The 12,928-nt window shown below is 61.0% G+C and carries 13 protein-coding genes; 9 read left to right on the top strand and 4 right to left on the bottom strand.

The window, feature by feature from the left end; translation table 11 throughout:
• Positions 1–69: 69 nt before the first annotated feature.
• Positions 70–1,986: a hypothetical protein gene (locus FHT29_RS11645; protein ID WP_168599689.1), complete on the bottom strand. Its 1,917-nt coding sequence runs from the start codon at positions 1,984–1,986 to the stop codon at positions 70–72.
• Positions 1,987–2,223: 237 nt separating this feature from the next.
• Between FHT29_RS11645 and FHT29_RS11640 the strand changes: the two genes are divergently transcribed.
• The 6 genes from FHT29_RS11640 to FHT29_RS11615 all read left to right on the top strand — a co-directional run bounded on the left by FHT29_RS11640 (position 2,224) and on the right by FHT29_RS11615 (position 5,681).
• Positions 2,224–3,240 (top strand): 2-dehydropantoate 2-reductase, encoded by a 1,017-nt coding sequence (locus FHT29_RS11640; protein ID WP_037199985.1) that lies wholly within the window; start codon positions 2,224–2,226, stop codon positions 3,238–3,240.
• A gap of 178 nt (positions 3,241–3,418) precedes the next feature.
• Positions 3,419–3,646: a hypothetical protein gene (locus tag FHT29_RS11635; RefSeq protein ID WP_131512087.1), complete on the top strand. Its 228-nt coding sequence runs from the start codon at positions 3,419–3,421 to the stop codon at positions 3,644–3,646.
• A gap of 12 nt (positions 3,647–3,658) precedes the next feature.
• The gene (gene dapA / locus FHT29_RS11630; RefSeq protein ID WP_047557881.1) at positions 3,659–4,600 is read left to right on the top strand and encodes a 4-hydroxy-tetrahydrodipicolinate synthase; all 942 of its coding nucleotides are present in this window, start codon (positions 3,659–3,661) and stop codon (positions 4,598–4,600) included.
• 142 nt (positions 4,601–4,742) lie between these two features.
• On the top strand, positions 4,743–4,940 hold the full coding sequence (locus FHT29_RS11625; protein WP_131512089.1) for a hypothetical protein: 198 nt from the start codon (positions 4,743–4,745) through the stop codon (positions 4,938–4,940).
• A 32-nt stretch (positions 4,941–4,972) separates the two neighbouring features.
• Complete coding sequence (locus FHT29_RS11620; RefSeq protein WP_047557883.1) at positions 4,973–5,242, top strand: hypothetical protein; 270 nt, start codon at positions 4,973–4,975, stop codon at positions 5,240–5,242.
• A gap of 109 nt (positions 5,243–5,351) precedes the next feature.
• The gene (locus FHT29_RS11615) at positions 5,352–5,681 is read left to right on the top strand and encodes a DUF1883 domain-containing protein (protein WP_047557885.1); all 330 of its coding nucleotides are present in this window, start codon (positions 5,352–5,354) and stop codon (positions 5,679–5,681) included.
• Positions 5,682–5,684: 3 nt separating this feature from the next.
• Here FHT29_RS11615 and FHT29_RS11610 read toward each other — a convergent pair whose 3' ends face one another.
• Both FHT29_RS11610 and FHT29_RS11605 read right to left on the bottom strand, forming a co-directional pair.
• Positions 5,685–7,001 (bottom strand): replication-associated recombination protein A, encoded by a 1,317-nt coding sequence (locus tag FHT29_RS11610; protein WP_037199941.1) that lies wholly within the window; start codon positions 6,999–7,001, stop codon positions 5,685–5,687.
• Positions 6,998–8,401 (bottom strand): DegQ family serine endoprotease, encoded by a 1,404-nt coding sequence (locus FHT29_RS11605; RefSeq protein ID WP_037199942.1) that lies wholly within the window; start codon positions 8,399–8,401, stop codon positions 6,998–7,000. Before FHT29_RS11605 ends, FHT29_RS11610 begins: the two co-directional genes overlap by 4 nt.
• Positions 8,402–8,576: 175 nt before the next feature.
• Here FHT29_RS11605 and FHT29_RS11600 point away from each other — a divergent pair, with 175 nt between their 5' ends.
• Complete coding sequence (locus tag FHT29_RS11600) at positions 8,577–8,924, top strand: periplasmic protein (RefSeq protein ID WP_047557887.1); 348 nt, start codon at positions 8,577–8,579, stop codon at positions 8,922–8,924.
• 185 nt (positions 8,925–9,109) lie between these two features.
• Here the strand turns inward: FHT29_RS11600 and ilvD are convergent, their stop codons facing one another.
• Positions 9,110–10,948 carry a dihydroxy-acid dehydratase gene (ilvD, locus tag FHT29_RS11595; protein ID WP_047557889.1) on the bottom strand — a complete coding sequence of 613 codons (1,839 nt, stop codon included), beginning with the start codon at positions 10,946–10,948 and terminating at the stop codon, positions 9,110–9,112.
• A 352-nt stretch (positions 10,949–11,300) separates the two neighbouring features.
• On the opposite strand from ilvD, the gene msrP reads away from it, so the two are divergent.
• Both msrP and msrQ read left to right on the top strand, forming a co-directional pair.
• Complete coding sequence (gene msrP / locus FHT29_RS11590; protein ID WP_047557891.1) at positions 11,301–12,251, top strand: protein-methionine-sulfoxide reductase catalytic subunit MsrP; 951 nt, start codon at positions 11,301–11,303, stop codon at positions 12,249–12,251.
• Positions 12,248–12,904 carry a protein-methionine-sulfoxide reductase heme-binding subunit MsrQ gene (msrQ, locus tag FHT29_RS11585; protein WP_112441678.1) on the top strand — a complete coding sequence of 219 codons (657 nt, stop codon included), beginning with the start codon at positions 12,248–12,250 and terminating at the stop codon, positions 12,902–12,904. Before msrP ends, msrQ begins: the two co-directional genes overlap by 4 nt.
• Positions 12,905–12,928 lie beyond the last annotated feature (24 nt).

Here is a 12,928-nt window from a genome sequence, read left to right as displayed (position 1 = left end):
AGTGAGCGGAAAACGCTCGTTCAGGCCGCACCCGACTTGGCGCTTCGAACGGCAGCGTATCCTTAAGAACTACGCCCCGGCCGGATTTGAACTGCTCTTCCAGAAGCCCGCTCTGCGCAGCCCCTCGCGATACATGTCGTGTTGCCATTGCTCCTTGAACGGCACCACGGAAAGCCATTTGTCGATATCGAAGCCGGGATTGGCGTCATGAACGCGCCGGACGAAGAAACCCGCCCTTTCCTTATCACCGAGCATCGCCCAACTCGCTGCCGAAATCCTGTCCGCCAGGCGGGCATCCGCCATCCGGTCGATATAGCCCAGGGCGGCCTCGAAGCTGCCGAGCATATAGCTTGCCGCCGAGGCGATCCAGAAATAGGAATCGGGGCTCAGCGGATGAAGCGCAATGGCAGTTTCGATCTTTTGCAGGGCCAGATCCGGCCGTGACGAATAGATCAGCGCCTCCGCCTGGTCGGCAATGATGCCGGGATGGTTCGGGTTCAAGGCCTCGGCCAATTCCAGCGCTTCGAGGCTTTCGTCACTCGCACCCTGGAAGGTTTTCGCAACGCCGAACTCGCGATAGCCGTCCGCGATGTCGCGCCGCGCCGCAATCGCCCGCATGGCATAATCTTCAGCTTCTTTCAGCAGGGCTGCATCCCCGCCTGAGGTCAACAACCATTGCCTGGAATAGGTGCGGGCGATGGAGCTCAAGGCAGGGGCGAAACGATCGCCACTCCGCAATGCAGCCTCGAGCTCCGCTCGCGCCTTCTGCAGATTCGGCAGCGACAAGCGGCCAAGGTAGCGTCGACCGGAGAGATAGCGTTGATAGGCCGCTGGACTTCTGTCGAAATGAGCCCGCATCATTTCCCGACGTTCGATCTGCCCCGTCAGCGACAACACGATATGACGCGCGATCTTCTGCCTCTGTTGTTCGTGGGGAGATTGCTCAAGGCTGAGGCGGTCCGCCCAGACGATCTCGTTGCTGGCAGTTTCGACAAGCTGTGAAAATAGCAGGGTGTTGTGGTTCTGCGTGCTTAGACGCATGTGCAGAACATAAGACCGGTCTTGCTGACCGGAGGCCGCATCCTCGTCTTGCCGGCCAATCCGGATAGCGGTGCAGCGATCATTCGCCTCCAGGCTATTCAGCGCGCAGAAGCCTATGGTGATGTCGTCCATGAGGGACGACGCGTCATAAGCGCTGGTTTGTGTGTCGGAGGGACGCAATATCCGCAGCGGTATCCCTATCTTCTGCCCGGCATCCACAGATCCTTCCGCCGAGCCGGCGGCACTTTGACCATGGGTGGGTGACTTATCCTCCGACCGCGAAAATGACGCCAGCAGCGCGCCGCGTCGTTCGAAAATGCGCCTGAAGTGCTCGACCTCCCCGGCCGCGTCGAATATCCGCAGCAGAATGCGCCGGATATCCGGATCCTCCGGATCGGCACCAAAAACCAGGAGTGCGGCCTCTTTCACCAGAGCAATCTCGTCCTTCGTGCTGGCCTGTGCGGCGGCCACCATCAAAGTTTCCTTCAGCACCTGCGCGTGGCGATGCGTCTGCGCCTCACGCCAATGGAAGAAGATCGGGCTTTGGCAATTGATCCCGCCCAGGAACTCCGCTTCGAGCGTTTCCAACAGCAGTTTCAGCTTTGTAAAAACCGGATCGGCGTTCAGAAGCGAAATATCGGAAGCCAGTCGGGGCGGCTCAAGCTCGATGGTGGTTTCGCTGAACCGGAGAAACGCCCTGCCCAGCTCGCCCTGGCGGCTTCTTATTCTCGAAACCAGCTTGCGCAGATTGACCTTGGCATTGCCGTTATCGTCCTGCCCCCACAAAAGCTCGGCTATTGCGCTGCGCGGCGCGCGCTCCGCCGGCCCCACCATCAGATAGGCCAGAATCAACAGGCCCTTCTCAGGAAACGCGATCTCGCGGCCATCACTGTCCAGAAGCTTCAAACCACCAAATGTATGCAGCGAAAACATATTTGTGTTCATGAAATCCGCATCAGCCAATACTGGCGGGACAAGCCGAAACTGTGGTCCCTTGCCGGATTGGTTTCAGTCAAGCTCGAGCAAGCCGTTCAAAGAAATGGTGAAATTTCCACAAGGCTGTAATGTGAATGAAGGCCCGACGAATTTCAATTCCAATTGCGCCTGAACTAATAAACCATTCGCCAAATCGCTGATATGACCTACCTTGCAGCAACCGTGATCGACTCGGAGCACTACGCCATGATTTCCTCCCCTCCCAAGACCATCTGCATCTATGGCGCGGGCGCGCTTGGCGGTGCTATTGCGGCAAAGCTGGCCTCCTCACAAGAGGAGCAGGTACACATCTCCGTTATCGCGCGCGGAGCACATCTGGACGGCATTCGCGCTGGCGGCATACGCCTTTGGGAGGCCGATGCGGATCGCCCCCTCGTCGCCCGGATGACGGCTACCGACGATGCGGGCGATCTGCCGCCGCAGGATCTCGTCATCACCGGGCTTAAGGGGCACCAGCTCGGCGCGGCAGCTCCCGGCATCGCCAAGCTCCTGCATGCCGGCACGCGCATCGTGATGATCCTGAACGGCGTGCCGTGGTGGTATTTTCACCGGGACCGGCAGAGCGGCCATGCCGAGCACCAGATGGAGGAACTGGATCCGAACGGCGATCTCTGGCGGCTGATCGGCCCCGAGCGCGTTATCGGCTGCGTTGCCTATCAGGGCGCTGAGGTCATCAGCCCCGGCGAGATCAAGCTCAGCAATAACGGCCACTTCATTCTCGGAGAACCGTCCGGCGAGACGACCGCGGACTTAGAGGCCATCGCAGCGCTGCTGCAGAAGGCGGGCATCAACATCTCCATTTCGGCGCGCATTCGCGACGACATCTGGAGTAAGCTGATGGGCAACGCCGCCTTCAATCCGATCAGCGCGCTGACGCGGGGGTTGATGTCCGACATTATGGACGATCCCGCTCTTTCCGCGATGGTCGGCCAGGTGATGAGCGAGGTGAAGGCCGTTGCCGGGGCTTTGGGATCGCGCATAGCGATATCGGTCGAAGAACGTCTCGAGCGTTCGCGCCAGATCGGGCCTGTGCGCACCTCGATGCTGCAGGATCTGCTTGCCGGCAAGGCACTGGAAATCACACCCCTCGTCGGCGTCGTCGTCACGCTCGGCAAGCTGACGGGCGTGCCGACGCCGACTTCAGCAACGATCCTTGCATTGGTGACGCAGCTGGACCGAAAGAACCTGCAGGCGGCCGGATAGCGGTTCGCCGGCGGGTCTCGCCGGCCGTATTCCTCAACGGATACAGAGTTTCGCGATATCCGCTGAGGCCCCGGCAACGCGGCTCTTTATATCTCCCTTACTTCTTCACCTCCCGCCGCGAATGGATTTCCTATGCTGCCCGGCACTATGCTTGCGTCGAAATATGGAGGCCTATGCCATGCTCGACACGCACGCACCCAGCCTGACGGAATCCATCCGCGTTCTCGTTCACGACAGCGACGAGAGACACCATCGCGTCGCTCCGTCAGCTTCAACAGCAAAGCCCCAGCCCGGACGCCGGCTTCGCAATCGCCAGGTTCGCGAGAAGCGCACCTTTCAGGCGATGTTCGCCTTCGGGCTGCTGCTCGGCGGCCTGGAGCTCTTCATCGTGCTTCACTATCTCTGAGGCGCCACGACCATGGGCAGGCCGAGCTTGCAGAGGCGCATCGGCGGTGCGATCACCGCTCTCGCAACACCATTTCGCGACGGTACGCTCGATACCGTCAATCTGACGGCGCATGTCGAATGGCAATTGCTGAGCGGCGTCGATGGGCTGCTCGCCTGCTCGCTGACGGGCGAAGGGCCGACGCTGACCGATGCCGAACGGGTGCGCATTATAGAAACCTGCGTCGAGCTTTCAGAGGCTAGGACGCCCGTCATCGTTGCGACGGGCACGAATGACACGGCGACGACCGTGGAAGAGACGCTGCAGGCGCAACGGCTCGGCGCCGGCGCCACCCTCGTGACGGTGCCCTACTATTCGAAGCCGACGCAGAAGGGTGTCCTTCACCACTTCGAGCAGGTTGCGGCGCGCACCGACCTGCCGCTTATCGTCCATAACCAGCCATCCCATACCGCAATCGATCTCGCTCCGACGACGATCGCCCGGTTGGCCGAAATTCCCGGCATCATAGGGATTGCTGATGGCAGCGGCGATATCACGCGCCTGGATCTTTGCCGCCCCCTGCTGCCGGAATGGTTCGGTTTCTACACATCCAGCGACACAAGCGCGCTCGCCTTTACGATTGCGGGCGGTCATGGCTGTTTTTCCAACGCCGCCAATATCGTACCCCGGCTCTTCCATTCCATGCAGCATTCAGCAGCCTGCGGCCACCTGGCCGCCGCCCGATCAATCGATGATCGCTTGCGGCCGCTGTTCAACGCGCTGAGACAGGAGAGCGAGCCCGCAACGGTCAAGCACGCCTTGTCACTCATGAGAGATTTCGAACCGGACGTACGCCTGCCGCTGGTCTGCGTCGAAAGTCAAACCGCGGCGGCGATCCAGGCCGCCGTCGCGCCGCTTCAGCTCGACGGCAGCGGCCGGCTTGCGTCCCGCCATGCCCTCCGGCTGGGATTGTAAAACCGCTCCATCCCTATGAGATTTTTATATTTTTGCCATTTCGGACAAATGGAAATCCTAGCGGCTCACCCATAGATTCAACAGCGTGGCACCTGAAGCGGTCTTAGCAGACCAGAGGTGCCGGTGACACTGGAAAGGAACTATGATGTCACGCTTTATGCATGCCGGCGTACCCGCCGATCCCCTCCAACGCCCTCGTGATGCGACCCTCGCAGCCAGCGGGTGGCGCATCTCTTCACAAGCGTTGCTGGACGGCCTTCACGCCGTCGCTCCGCGCCTCGGACTTGTCCTTCTCATCGCCGGCGTCCTCCAGATGCTGCTGCATTGGGCCGGGCATTGAGTGTAATCGAAGAGATCCACGAGGAAAATCACATGGCAAACGCACAGCATATCCAACGCCGCTCGGCTCACAGCTCCCTCTTGCCGGCTCCGGCCCGCTTCATCGTCGGCCGTGACCGTCGCGGCAGCTGGATTGTTCAGGACCGGCAGGGCCTCGTCGGCGGCCTATTCCGCAACGAGGCTGCCGCCCTGCATTTCGCGGCGGAAGAGTGCAACCACAACCCGGCGGACATCTGCCACGCGCCCGAAGGCGTTGTACTCGACCTGGATGGCTTCCCGGCAGCCTCTTCCAATCTTCATTAGACCCTGCCCTTGAGGGCAGGCTTCGACAGCTGCACACCCGGCCCAACGTTTCCTTAACCCGGCTTCGGGTAGGATTTCTGGCCGGGTGTTCCAGAGAATAGAAACGCAAATGTCAAAGCCTGCCTTCCGCTACAGCCACTACGATCTCAAGGAACAACGCACCGGAACGGTGATCGAGATCACGCTATCAGCCATCGCCAACGTGCGGCTGATGAACAGCTCGAATTTCGAGCGCTTCACGGAAACCCTCAAGCATCAGTTCATCGGCGGTGTCGCCAAGAAATCGCCGATCCGGCTGACCATTCCCGAAGCCGGTCACTGGCATCTCGTCGTCGACATGGAGGGCCATAAAAGCCTGGCAGAATCGAGCGTGAAGATGGTCGACAAAACGGCTGCTCCGCGTATCCAGAAGGCACAGCAGGACGTCACCGGCCGGTGAAATCTAGCGCTCGCCGCGCTCTTTGCGAAGCTTCGCCCACCAGTCCAGCCGCTTGCGGATTTCGCGCTCGAAACCGCGTTCGGGCGGATCGTAGAAGGTCTGGCGGCCCATCTTCTCCGGAAAGTAGTTCTGGCCTGAAAAGGCATCCGGCTCGTCGTGATCATAATGATAGCCGTCGCCATATCCCTCGGTGCGCATCAGTTTCGTCGGCGCGTTGAGGATATGCTTGGGGGGCAGCAGCGAGCCGTTCTGCTTGGCTGCCTGCGTGGCCGCCTTGAAGGCGGTGTAGACCGCATTCGATTTCGGAGCGGTGGCGAGATAGACGCAGGCCTGCGCCAGCGCCAACTCCCCCTCCGGTGACCCCAGATAGTCATAGGCATCCTTGGCGGCGTTGCAGATCACCAATGCCTGCGGATCGGCAAGCCCGATATCCTCGACCGCCATACGCACCAGCCGGCGACCGAGATAGAGCGGGTCTTCACCGGCATCGAACATGCGGGCGAGATAGTAAAGCGCCGCATCGGGATCGGAGCCGCGCACGGATTTATGCAGGGCCGAAATGAGATTGTAGTGCCCGTCCTGCGCCTTGTCGTAGACCGGAGCCCGGCGTTGCACGATCTTGACAAGCATATCGGGATCGAAAAGCTCATCCTTGCGCGCGGCGCGCCAGACCTCCTCGGCAAGCGTCAGCACAGAGCGGCCGTCGCCATCGGCCATGCCGATCAGGCTGGCGCGGGCATCTTCAGTCAACGGCAGCGGCTTGCCTTCCACGGCCTCGGCCCGGCGCAATAACTCTTCCAGGCTTTCCTCGTCATGCGAGCGGAATGTCAGGACGCGGGCGCGGGAGAGAAGAGCGGCATTGAGCTCGAAGGATGGGTTCTCCGTCGTGGCGCCAACCAGAATGACCGTGCCGTCTTCCATGACGGGCAGGAAACTATCCTGCTGCGCACGATTGAAGCGATGGATCTCGTCGACGAAAAGCAGGGTCTGGCGGCCAGCCATGCGGCGCAGCCGCGCGGCCTCGAACACCTTCTTCAGATCGGCGACGCCGGAGAAGATCGCCGAGATCTGCTCGAAGGCAAGACCTGCCTCGCCTGAAAGCAGCCTTGCGACCGTCGTCTTGCCAGTGCCGGGAGGGCCCCAGAAGATCATGGAGCCGAGCGACCCCGCCTCGATCATCCGACGCAGAACGCCGTCTTCGCCCGTCAGATGCGGCTGGCCGGTGACTTCGGCCAGCGTTTGCGGCCGCAGACGATCGGCAAGCGGTCGCTTGTTGGCGACCTCCTCCGGTATCTGCGGTGCAAACAGGTCGTCATTCATCGGAAGAACTGCCTGATACGCTGGCCGTCACGATCGATCTCCACGCGCCAAAAACTCGGATTGGAGCCGACGGTTCGCTGCAATATTTCAGTAGAGTTCACGGCGACGCCATTGATGGAAACAACGATATCTCGCGGCGCGAAGCCGAGGCGCTCGGCGGGCGAATCCGACTTCAGACTTTCAATGACGACACCGGTCGAATCGGGCGGCAGATGCAGTTCGTCGGCAACGCGCGGTGAAAGATTGGCAACGGTTGCGCCGGCGAAGGGATTATTGCCCTGGATAAGCCTTTCATCTCGCGGCGTGGATTCAGGCGCAGCGGCAAGCGTCATGCTGGCTTCATGCTCCTTGCCATTGTCCAGCACCGTCAACGACACGGTGGCGCCGAGGCCCGCCGTCGTCAGGCGATAGCCGAGCGCATCCGGATGCTCGACCGGGATATTATTGAGAGCGGTGATCACTTCCCCTGGCTTCAAGCCGGCCTTGGCTGCCGGGCCGCCATCGAGGACCTTGGTCACTAGAGCGCCGCGCACCTTGTCCAGGCCAAGCGCTTCGGCGACATCAGAGGTCACAGGCTCGAAGGAGGCGCCGATATAGGGGCGCTCGAAAGACTTATCGCCGCGATCGGATGCCGCAAGGAAGACCTTGACCAGGTTGGCGGGGATAGCGAAGCCGATGCCGTTCGAGCCGCCGCCCTGCGAGAAGATGGCGGTGTTAAGCGCAATCAGCTCGCCGCTCATATTCACCAGCGCGCCGCCGGAGTTGCCGGGATTGATCGAGGCATCGGTCTGGATGAAGAAGCCGACTTCGTTCTTCACCTGGTTGCGGGCGAGCGCCGAAACGATGCCGCTCGTCACCGTCTGCCCGACGCCGAAGGGGTTGCCGATCGCCAGCACGAGATCACCGACCTCGACCGCATCGGAATTGGCAAGGGGGAGGATCGGGAAGCTCTCGTTCTTCGACTGAATCTTCAGGACCGCGAGATCGACCCTGTCGTCCTTCAGCACGACCTTGCAGGGAAACTCCCGGCCGTCCGACAGCGCAATCTTGATATCATCGGCACCGTCGACGACATGATTGTTGGTGATAACAGTGCCGTTCGCCTCCACGATGACGCCGGAGCCCAGTGAAGACTGCTTCTCGGTGCGATTCGGCATGCGCTGGCCAAAGAACTGCTCGAAGAAGGGATCGCCGGCGAAGGGGGACTGCCGCTGCACCATACGCTCGGCATAGACGTTCACCACCGCTCCAGCCGTCTGCTTGACCAGCGGTGCGAAGGAAAGCTGCATCTGCATCTGGTTTTGCGGCACCGACTTCGCCGTCTGCGCCTCAGCGGAAAGCGGCATCGCCATGATGAGGGCAATCATCGAAACGGTGGTGCGCCTCAGGAGGACATGCATGGAAACTTCCTTTTTTAATGCTCTTGAAACAACGTTGTAGCGCCCGACGCTAGAAAGAAAAGAGGGCGGAAGCATGAAGCATAAATGGAAGTTTGCGGCGATAAAAAACAGGTTCGATGAACAAAAACATGCTGTCATGCATTTTGCGTTGTGAATCGTCAAAGGGAGCAGAATCATGCGATTGAACAGCCTTGCCGCCACCGTCCTCATTATCTTCTTCAGTGCAGCCGGCGCCTCCCATGCCGCCAGCTTCGATTGCGAGGCGCAGAACCTGAAGCCGGATGAGAAGACGATATGCGACGTCAGGGCGCTCAACGACGCAGACGTGAAGATGGTGACGACTTTCGACCTGCTCTCGGGGCTCCTCGCCATGGGCGCGCGCGGCGCGATGCAGGACCAGCAGACAGAATGGCTGAAGAAGCGGCAGACTTGCGCCGCGGATGTCGCCTGCCTGACATCGTCCTATCAGGATCGCCTGAAGGAGCTGAACGAAACGTATAAGCAGATCAATCGACCGCTATGACGAGCCAGAAGATCCTGCGCTGTCGTCCCCTCTCCCCGCCTGCGGGGAGAGGGCTACCGCACGAGCGGTGGGCTTTGCCATCGCCGTGAATATCCAGAAGGCCCCTCATCCATCCTCTCTCGGTCTCGCTCCGCGCGACCGAGAGAGTCCACCTTCTCCCCGCCTTGCGGGGCAAAGGGGCTTAATTACTTCCCGCCGAGATCCCTGACCGCGCCGCGGTCAGCACTGGTCGCAAAAGCCGCATAGGCCTTCAGCGCCGTGGTGACGTTGCGCTTGCGGAACTCAGCCGGATGCCAGCCCTTGGCGTTCTGGGCTTCGCGGCGAGCGGCGAGTTCAGCGTCGTCGACGCGCAGGCTGATGGTGCGGTTCGGGATATCGATGTCGATCATGTCGCCTTCGCGCACCAGACCGATCGTGCCGCCGTTTGCCGCTTCCGGCGAGGCGTGGCCGATGGAGAGACCCGAAGTGCCGCCGGAGAAGCGGCCGTCGGTGATCAGCGCGCAAGCCTTGCCGAGACCCTTCGACTTCAGATAGCTCGTCGGATAGAGCATTTCCTGCATGCCCGGGCCGCCCTTCGGGCCTTCATAGCGGATGACGACGACGTCGCCGGCCTTGACCTCGTTGCTGAGGATGCCCTTGACGGCCGAATCCTGGCTTTCGAAGACCTTGGCCGGGCCGGAGAATTTCAGGATCGATTCATCGACGCCGGCCGTCTTCACGATGCAGCCGTCGAGCGCAAGATTGCCCTTGAGAACGGCCAGTCCACCATCCTTGGAGAACGGATGTTCTACAGAGCGGATGACGCCCTTTTCGCGGTCGGTGTCGAGCTCGTCCCAGCGGGAACTCTGGCTGAAGGCAACCTGGGTCGGAACTCCGCCCGGTGCGGCGCGGAAGAATTCGCGCACGCTCTCGCTGTTGGTGCGGGTGATGTCCCAGCGATCGATGGCATCACCGAGCGTTTCAGCGTGAACGGTCGGGCAATCGCGATTGATCAGGCCGCCCTTGTCGAGCTCGCCGAGGATCGACATGATGCCGCCGGCGCGATGCACGTCTTCCATGTGAACGTCGCTCTTGGCCGGCGCTACCTTCGACAGGCAGGGCACCCGGCGCGACAGGGCATCGATGTCGGCCAGGGTGAAATCGATTTCGCCTTCATGCGCCGCTGCCAGGATGTGCAGAACCGTGTTGGTCGAACCGCCCATGGCGATATCGAGCGCCATGGCATTCTCGAAAGCCTGCTTCGAGGCGATGGTGCGCGGCAGGGCGTTGTTGTCGTCCTGTTCGTAGTAGCGACGGGCGAGATCGACGATCAGGTGCCCGGCCTCGACAAAGAGGCGCTTACGGTCACCATGGGTCGCCAGCGTCGAGCCGTTGCCGGGCAGCGACAGGCCGAGTGCTTCGGTCAGGCAGTTCATCGAATTGGCGGTAAACATGCCGGAGCATGAGCCACACGTCGGACAGGCCGAACGTTCGATGGTGGCGACATCCTCGTCGCTGATCTTGTCGTCGGCTGCCGCAACCATGGCGTCGACCAGATCGAGCGCGACCTTCTTGCCGTGCAGGACGACCTTGCCGGCTTCCATCGGGCCGCCCGAGACGAAGACCGTGGGGATGTTGAGGCGCAGCGACGCCATCAGCATGCCGGGTGTGATCTTGTCGCAGTTGGAGATGCAGACCATGGCGTCGGCGCAATGGGCGTTGACCATATATTCGACGCTGTCGGCGATGAGCTCGCGCGACGGCAGCGAATAGAGCATGCCGTCATGGCCCATGGCGATGCCGTCGTCGACGGCGATGGTGTTGAATTCCTTGGCGACGCCGCCGGCCGCTTCGATCTCGCGCGCCACGAGCTGGCCGAGATCCTTCAAGTGAACGTGACCGGGCACGAACTGGGTAAAGGAGTTGACCACCGCAATGATCGGCTTGCCGAAATCGCTGTCCTTCATACCCGTGGCGCGCCAAAGGCCGCGCGCGCCGGCCATGTTGCGGCCGTGGGTCGTGGTTCTGGAACGATAAGCTGGCATGGTGTCTTCCTCGTCATCCTGGAATTTATGCAGCGTCGGCCGGCCTGGGCTTTGCGCCGAAGGGAGCGCCGACAGTCCTGCTTTTTGGAATTGTCCTAATCCAATCGTGCGGTACTGTCACTATCAACTCAAGCGAATCCGGTACGCCGCAAGGCAAACGCGAGTTGGGACGACCGTTCCGCTTCATCGCGATCAAACGATACGATCAGAATTGGGAACGAAGCAGCCCGATCACAAGTGCACACAAAAAGTTGGTTTCCCTCGCAAAGAAATACCGGCCTAAGAGTGTAACAAAACGCGCACCTGCTGCGTATAGCTCATATCGAAGCTGAGATTGCATAGAGGAATAGTCATGGCTGCCTACCGCCCGCCGAAAATTGCGTCGTCCGAGATCACGCCGCGCTCAGTCTACCTAAAGCGCCGCGACTTCCTGACGGCTGCCGCCGCCGGCATCGGCATGGCTGCCGCCGGCGGCAAGGCCGCACTGGCGGATGCGCTGACCGCGACGAAGAGCAACTACACCGTCGATGAAAAGCTGACGCCGATCAAGGATGTCACCACCTACAACAACTTCTACGAATTCGGACTCGACAAGGCCGATCCGGCCAATCTTTCCGGCAAGTTCAAGCCGCGGCCATGGACTGTCAAGGTCGACGGCATGGTCAACAAACCCGGTACCTTCGACATCGACGCGCTGATCAAGGAGTTTCCGCCGGAAGAGCGTGTCTATCGGATGCGCTGTGTCGAGGCATGGTCGATGGTCATACCTTGGGATGGTTTTCCGCTCTCTGCCCTGCTCGATAAGGTGGAGCCGCTCGGCAGCGCCAAGTTCGTCGCCTTCGAGACGGTCGTCAGGCCGGAGGAAATGCCGGGACAGTCAGGCCTTCTCCAATCCTTGGACTGGCCCTATGTCGAAGGCCTGCGGCTGGACGAGGCGCGCAATCCGTTGACGCTGCTTGCCGTCGGTCTCTACGGCGAGACCTTGCCGAACCAGAACGGCGCGCCGATCCGCCTCGTCGTACCGTGGAAATACGGCTTCAAGGGCATCAAGTCGATCGTGCGCATCACGCTCACCGACAAGCAGCCGCTGAACACATGGCAGGTGACCAATAGCCAGGAATACGGCTTCTACGCCAACGTCAATCCGGCCGTCGACCATCCGCGCTGGAGCCAGGCAACCGAGCGTCGCATCGGCGAAGGCGGCTTCTTCAGCTCCAACCGTCATCCCACCCTGCCCTTCAACGGCTATGCCGATCAGGTTGCGAGCCTCTACACCGACATGGACCTTCGGGTGAACTTCTGATGGCTCTTTCGTTGACCCTGCCCAAGCGCTGGCAACCCGCCTCCGTCTGGGCGCTTTACGTCGTCGGGCTGCTGCCGGCCGCCTGGGAATTCTATCTCGGCGCCACGGACCAGCTCGGTGCCGATGCAGTCAAGACCTTCGAGCTTTTCCTGGGGCTCTGGGCGATCCGCTTCCTGCTGCTGACGCTTGCGGTCACGCCGCTCAGAGATCTCTTCGGCTGGAATTATCTGCGCTATCGCCGAGCGCTCGGCCTGCTCTGCTTCTACTACGCGCTGATGCATCTGATCGTCTATATGGTGCTGGATCAGGCATTGGACGTGCAGGCTGTCGTCGTCGACGTGCTGAAGCGACCCTTCATCATGTTCGGCATGGCAGGCCTCGTCATGCTGCTGGCGCTGGCGGTGACGTCAAACAATTTCTCAATCAAACGTCTCGGCAAAAAATGGATCTGGCTTCACCGTCTGGTCTATATCGTCGCCGCCTGCGGTGCGCTGCACTTCGCGCTGTCGACGAAGATCCTGTCGCTGGAGCAATATATCTATATCGGCCTGCTGATCGCCATGATCCTCTACAGATCCTACAGGCCGATCATGATGGAAAAACGCCGGGCCGCGCGCAGGCCGGTTGCGGCTTCCAACTCCAGAGCGGCCTGAACTCGGCCGCCCTGCCCTTTCACG

The sequence above is a fragment of the Rhizobium sp. SG741 genome (assembly GCF_012275435.1).
GTDB lineage: Bacteria > Pseudomonadota > Alphaproteobacteria > Rhizobiales > Rhizobiaceae > Rhizobium > Rhizobium lusitanum.
This window is presented reverse-complemented; position numbering and strand designations above follow the sequence as displayed.

Excerpts from the sequence above, each read along its gene's own strand:
- FHT29_RS11635 (WP_131512087.1), top strand. The coding sequence starts at position 3,419 with ATGCTCGACACGCACGCACCCAGCCTGACGGAATCCATCCGCGTTCTC.
- FHT29_RS11625 (WP_131512089.1), top strand. The coding sequence starts at position 4,743 with ATGATGTCACGCTTTATGCATGCCGGCGTACCCGCCGATCCCCTCCAA.
- FHT29_RS11605 (WP_037199942.1), bottom strand. The coding sequence starts at position 8,401 with ATGCATGTCCTCCTGAGGCGCACCACCGTTTCGATGATTGCCCTCATC.
- dapA (WP_047557881.1), top strand. The coding sequence starts at position 3,659 with ATGGGCAGGCCGAGCTTGCAGAGGCGCATCGGCGGTGCGATCACCGCT.
- FHT29_RS11645 (WP_168599689.1), bottom strand. The coding sequence starts at position 1,986 with ATGAACACAAATATGTTTTCGCTGCATACATTTGGTGGTTTGAAGCTT.
- FHT29_RS11640 (WP_037199985.1), top strand. The coding sequence starts at position 2,224 with ATGATTTCCTCCCCTCCCAAGACCATCTGCATCTATGGCGCGGGCGCG.
- msrP (WP_047557891.1), top strand. The coding sequence starts at position 11,301 with ATGGCTGCCTACCGCCCGCCGAAAATTGCGTCGTCCGAGATCACGCCG.
- ilvD (WP_047557889.1), bottom strand. The coding sequence starts at position 10,948 with ATGCCAGCTTATCGTTCCAGAACCACGACCCACGGCCGCAACATGGCC.
- FHT29_RS11610 (WP_037199941.1), bottom strand. The coding sequence starts at position 7,001 with ATGAATGACGACCTGTTTGCACCGCAGATACCGGAGGAGGTCGCCAAC.
- FHT29_RS11620 (WP_047557883.1), top strand. The coding sequence starts at position 4,973 with ATGGCAAACGCACAGCATATCCAACGCCGCTCGGCTCACAGCTCCCTC.
- FHT29_RS11615 (WP_047557885.1), top strand. The coding sequence starts at position 5,352 with ATGTCAAAGCCTGCCTTCCGCTACAGCCACTACGATCTCAAGGAACAA.
- FHT29_RS11600 (WP_047557887.1), top strand. The coding sequence starts at position 8,577 with ATGCGATTGAACAGCCTTGCCGCCACCGTCCTCATTATCTTCTTCAGT.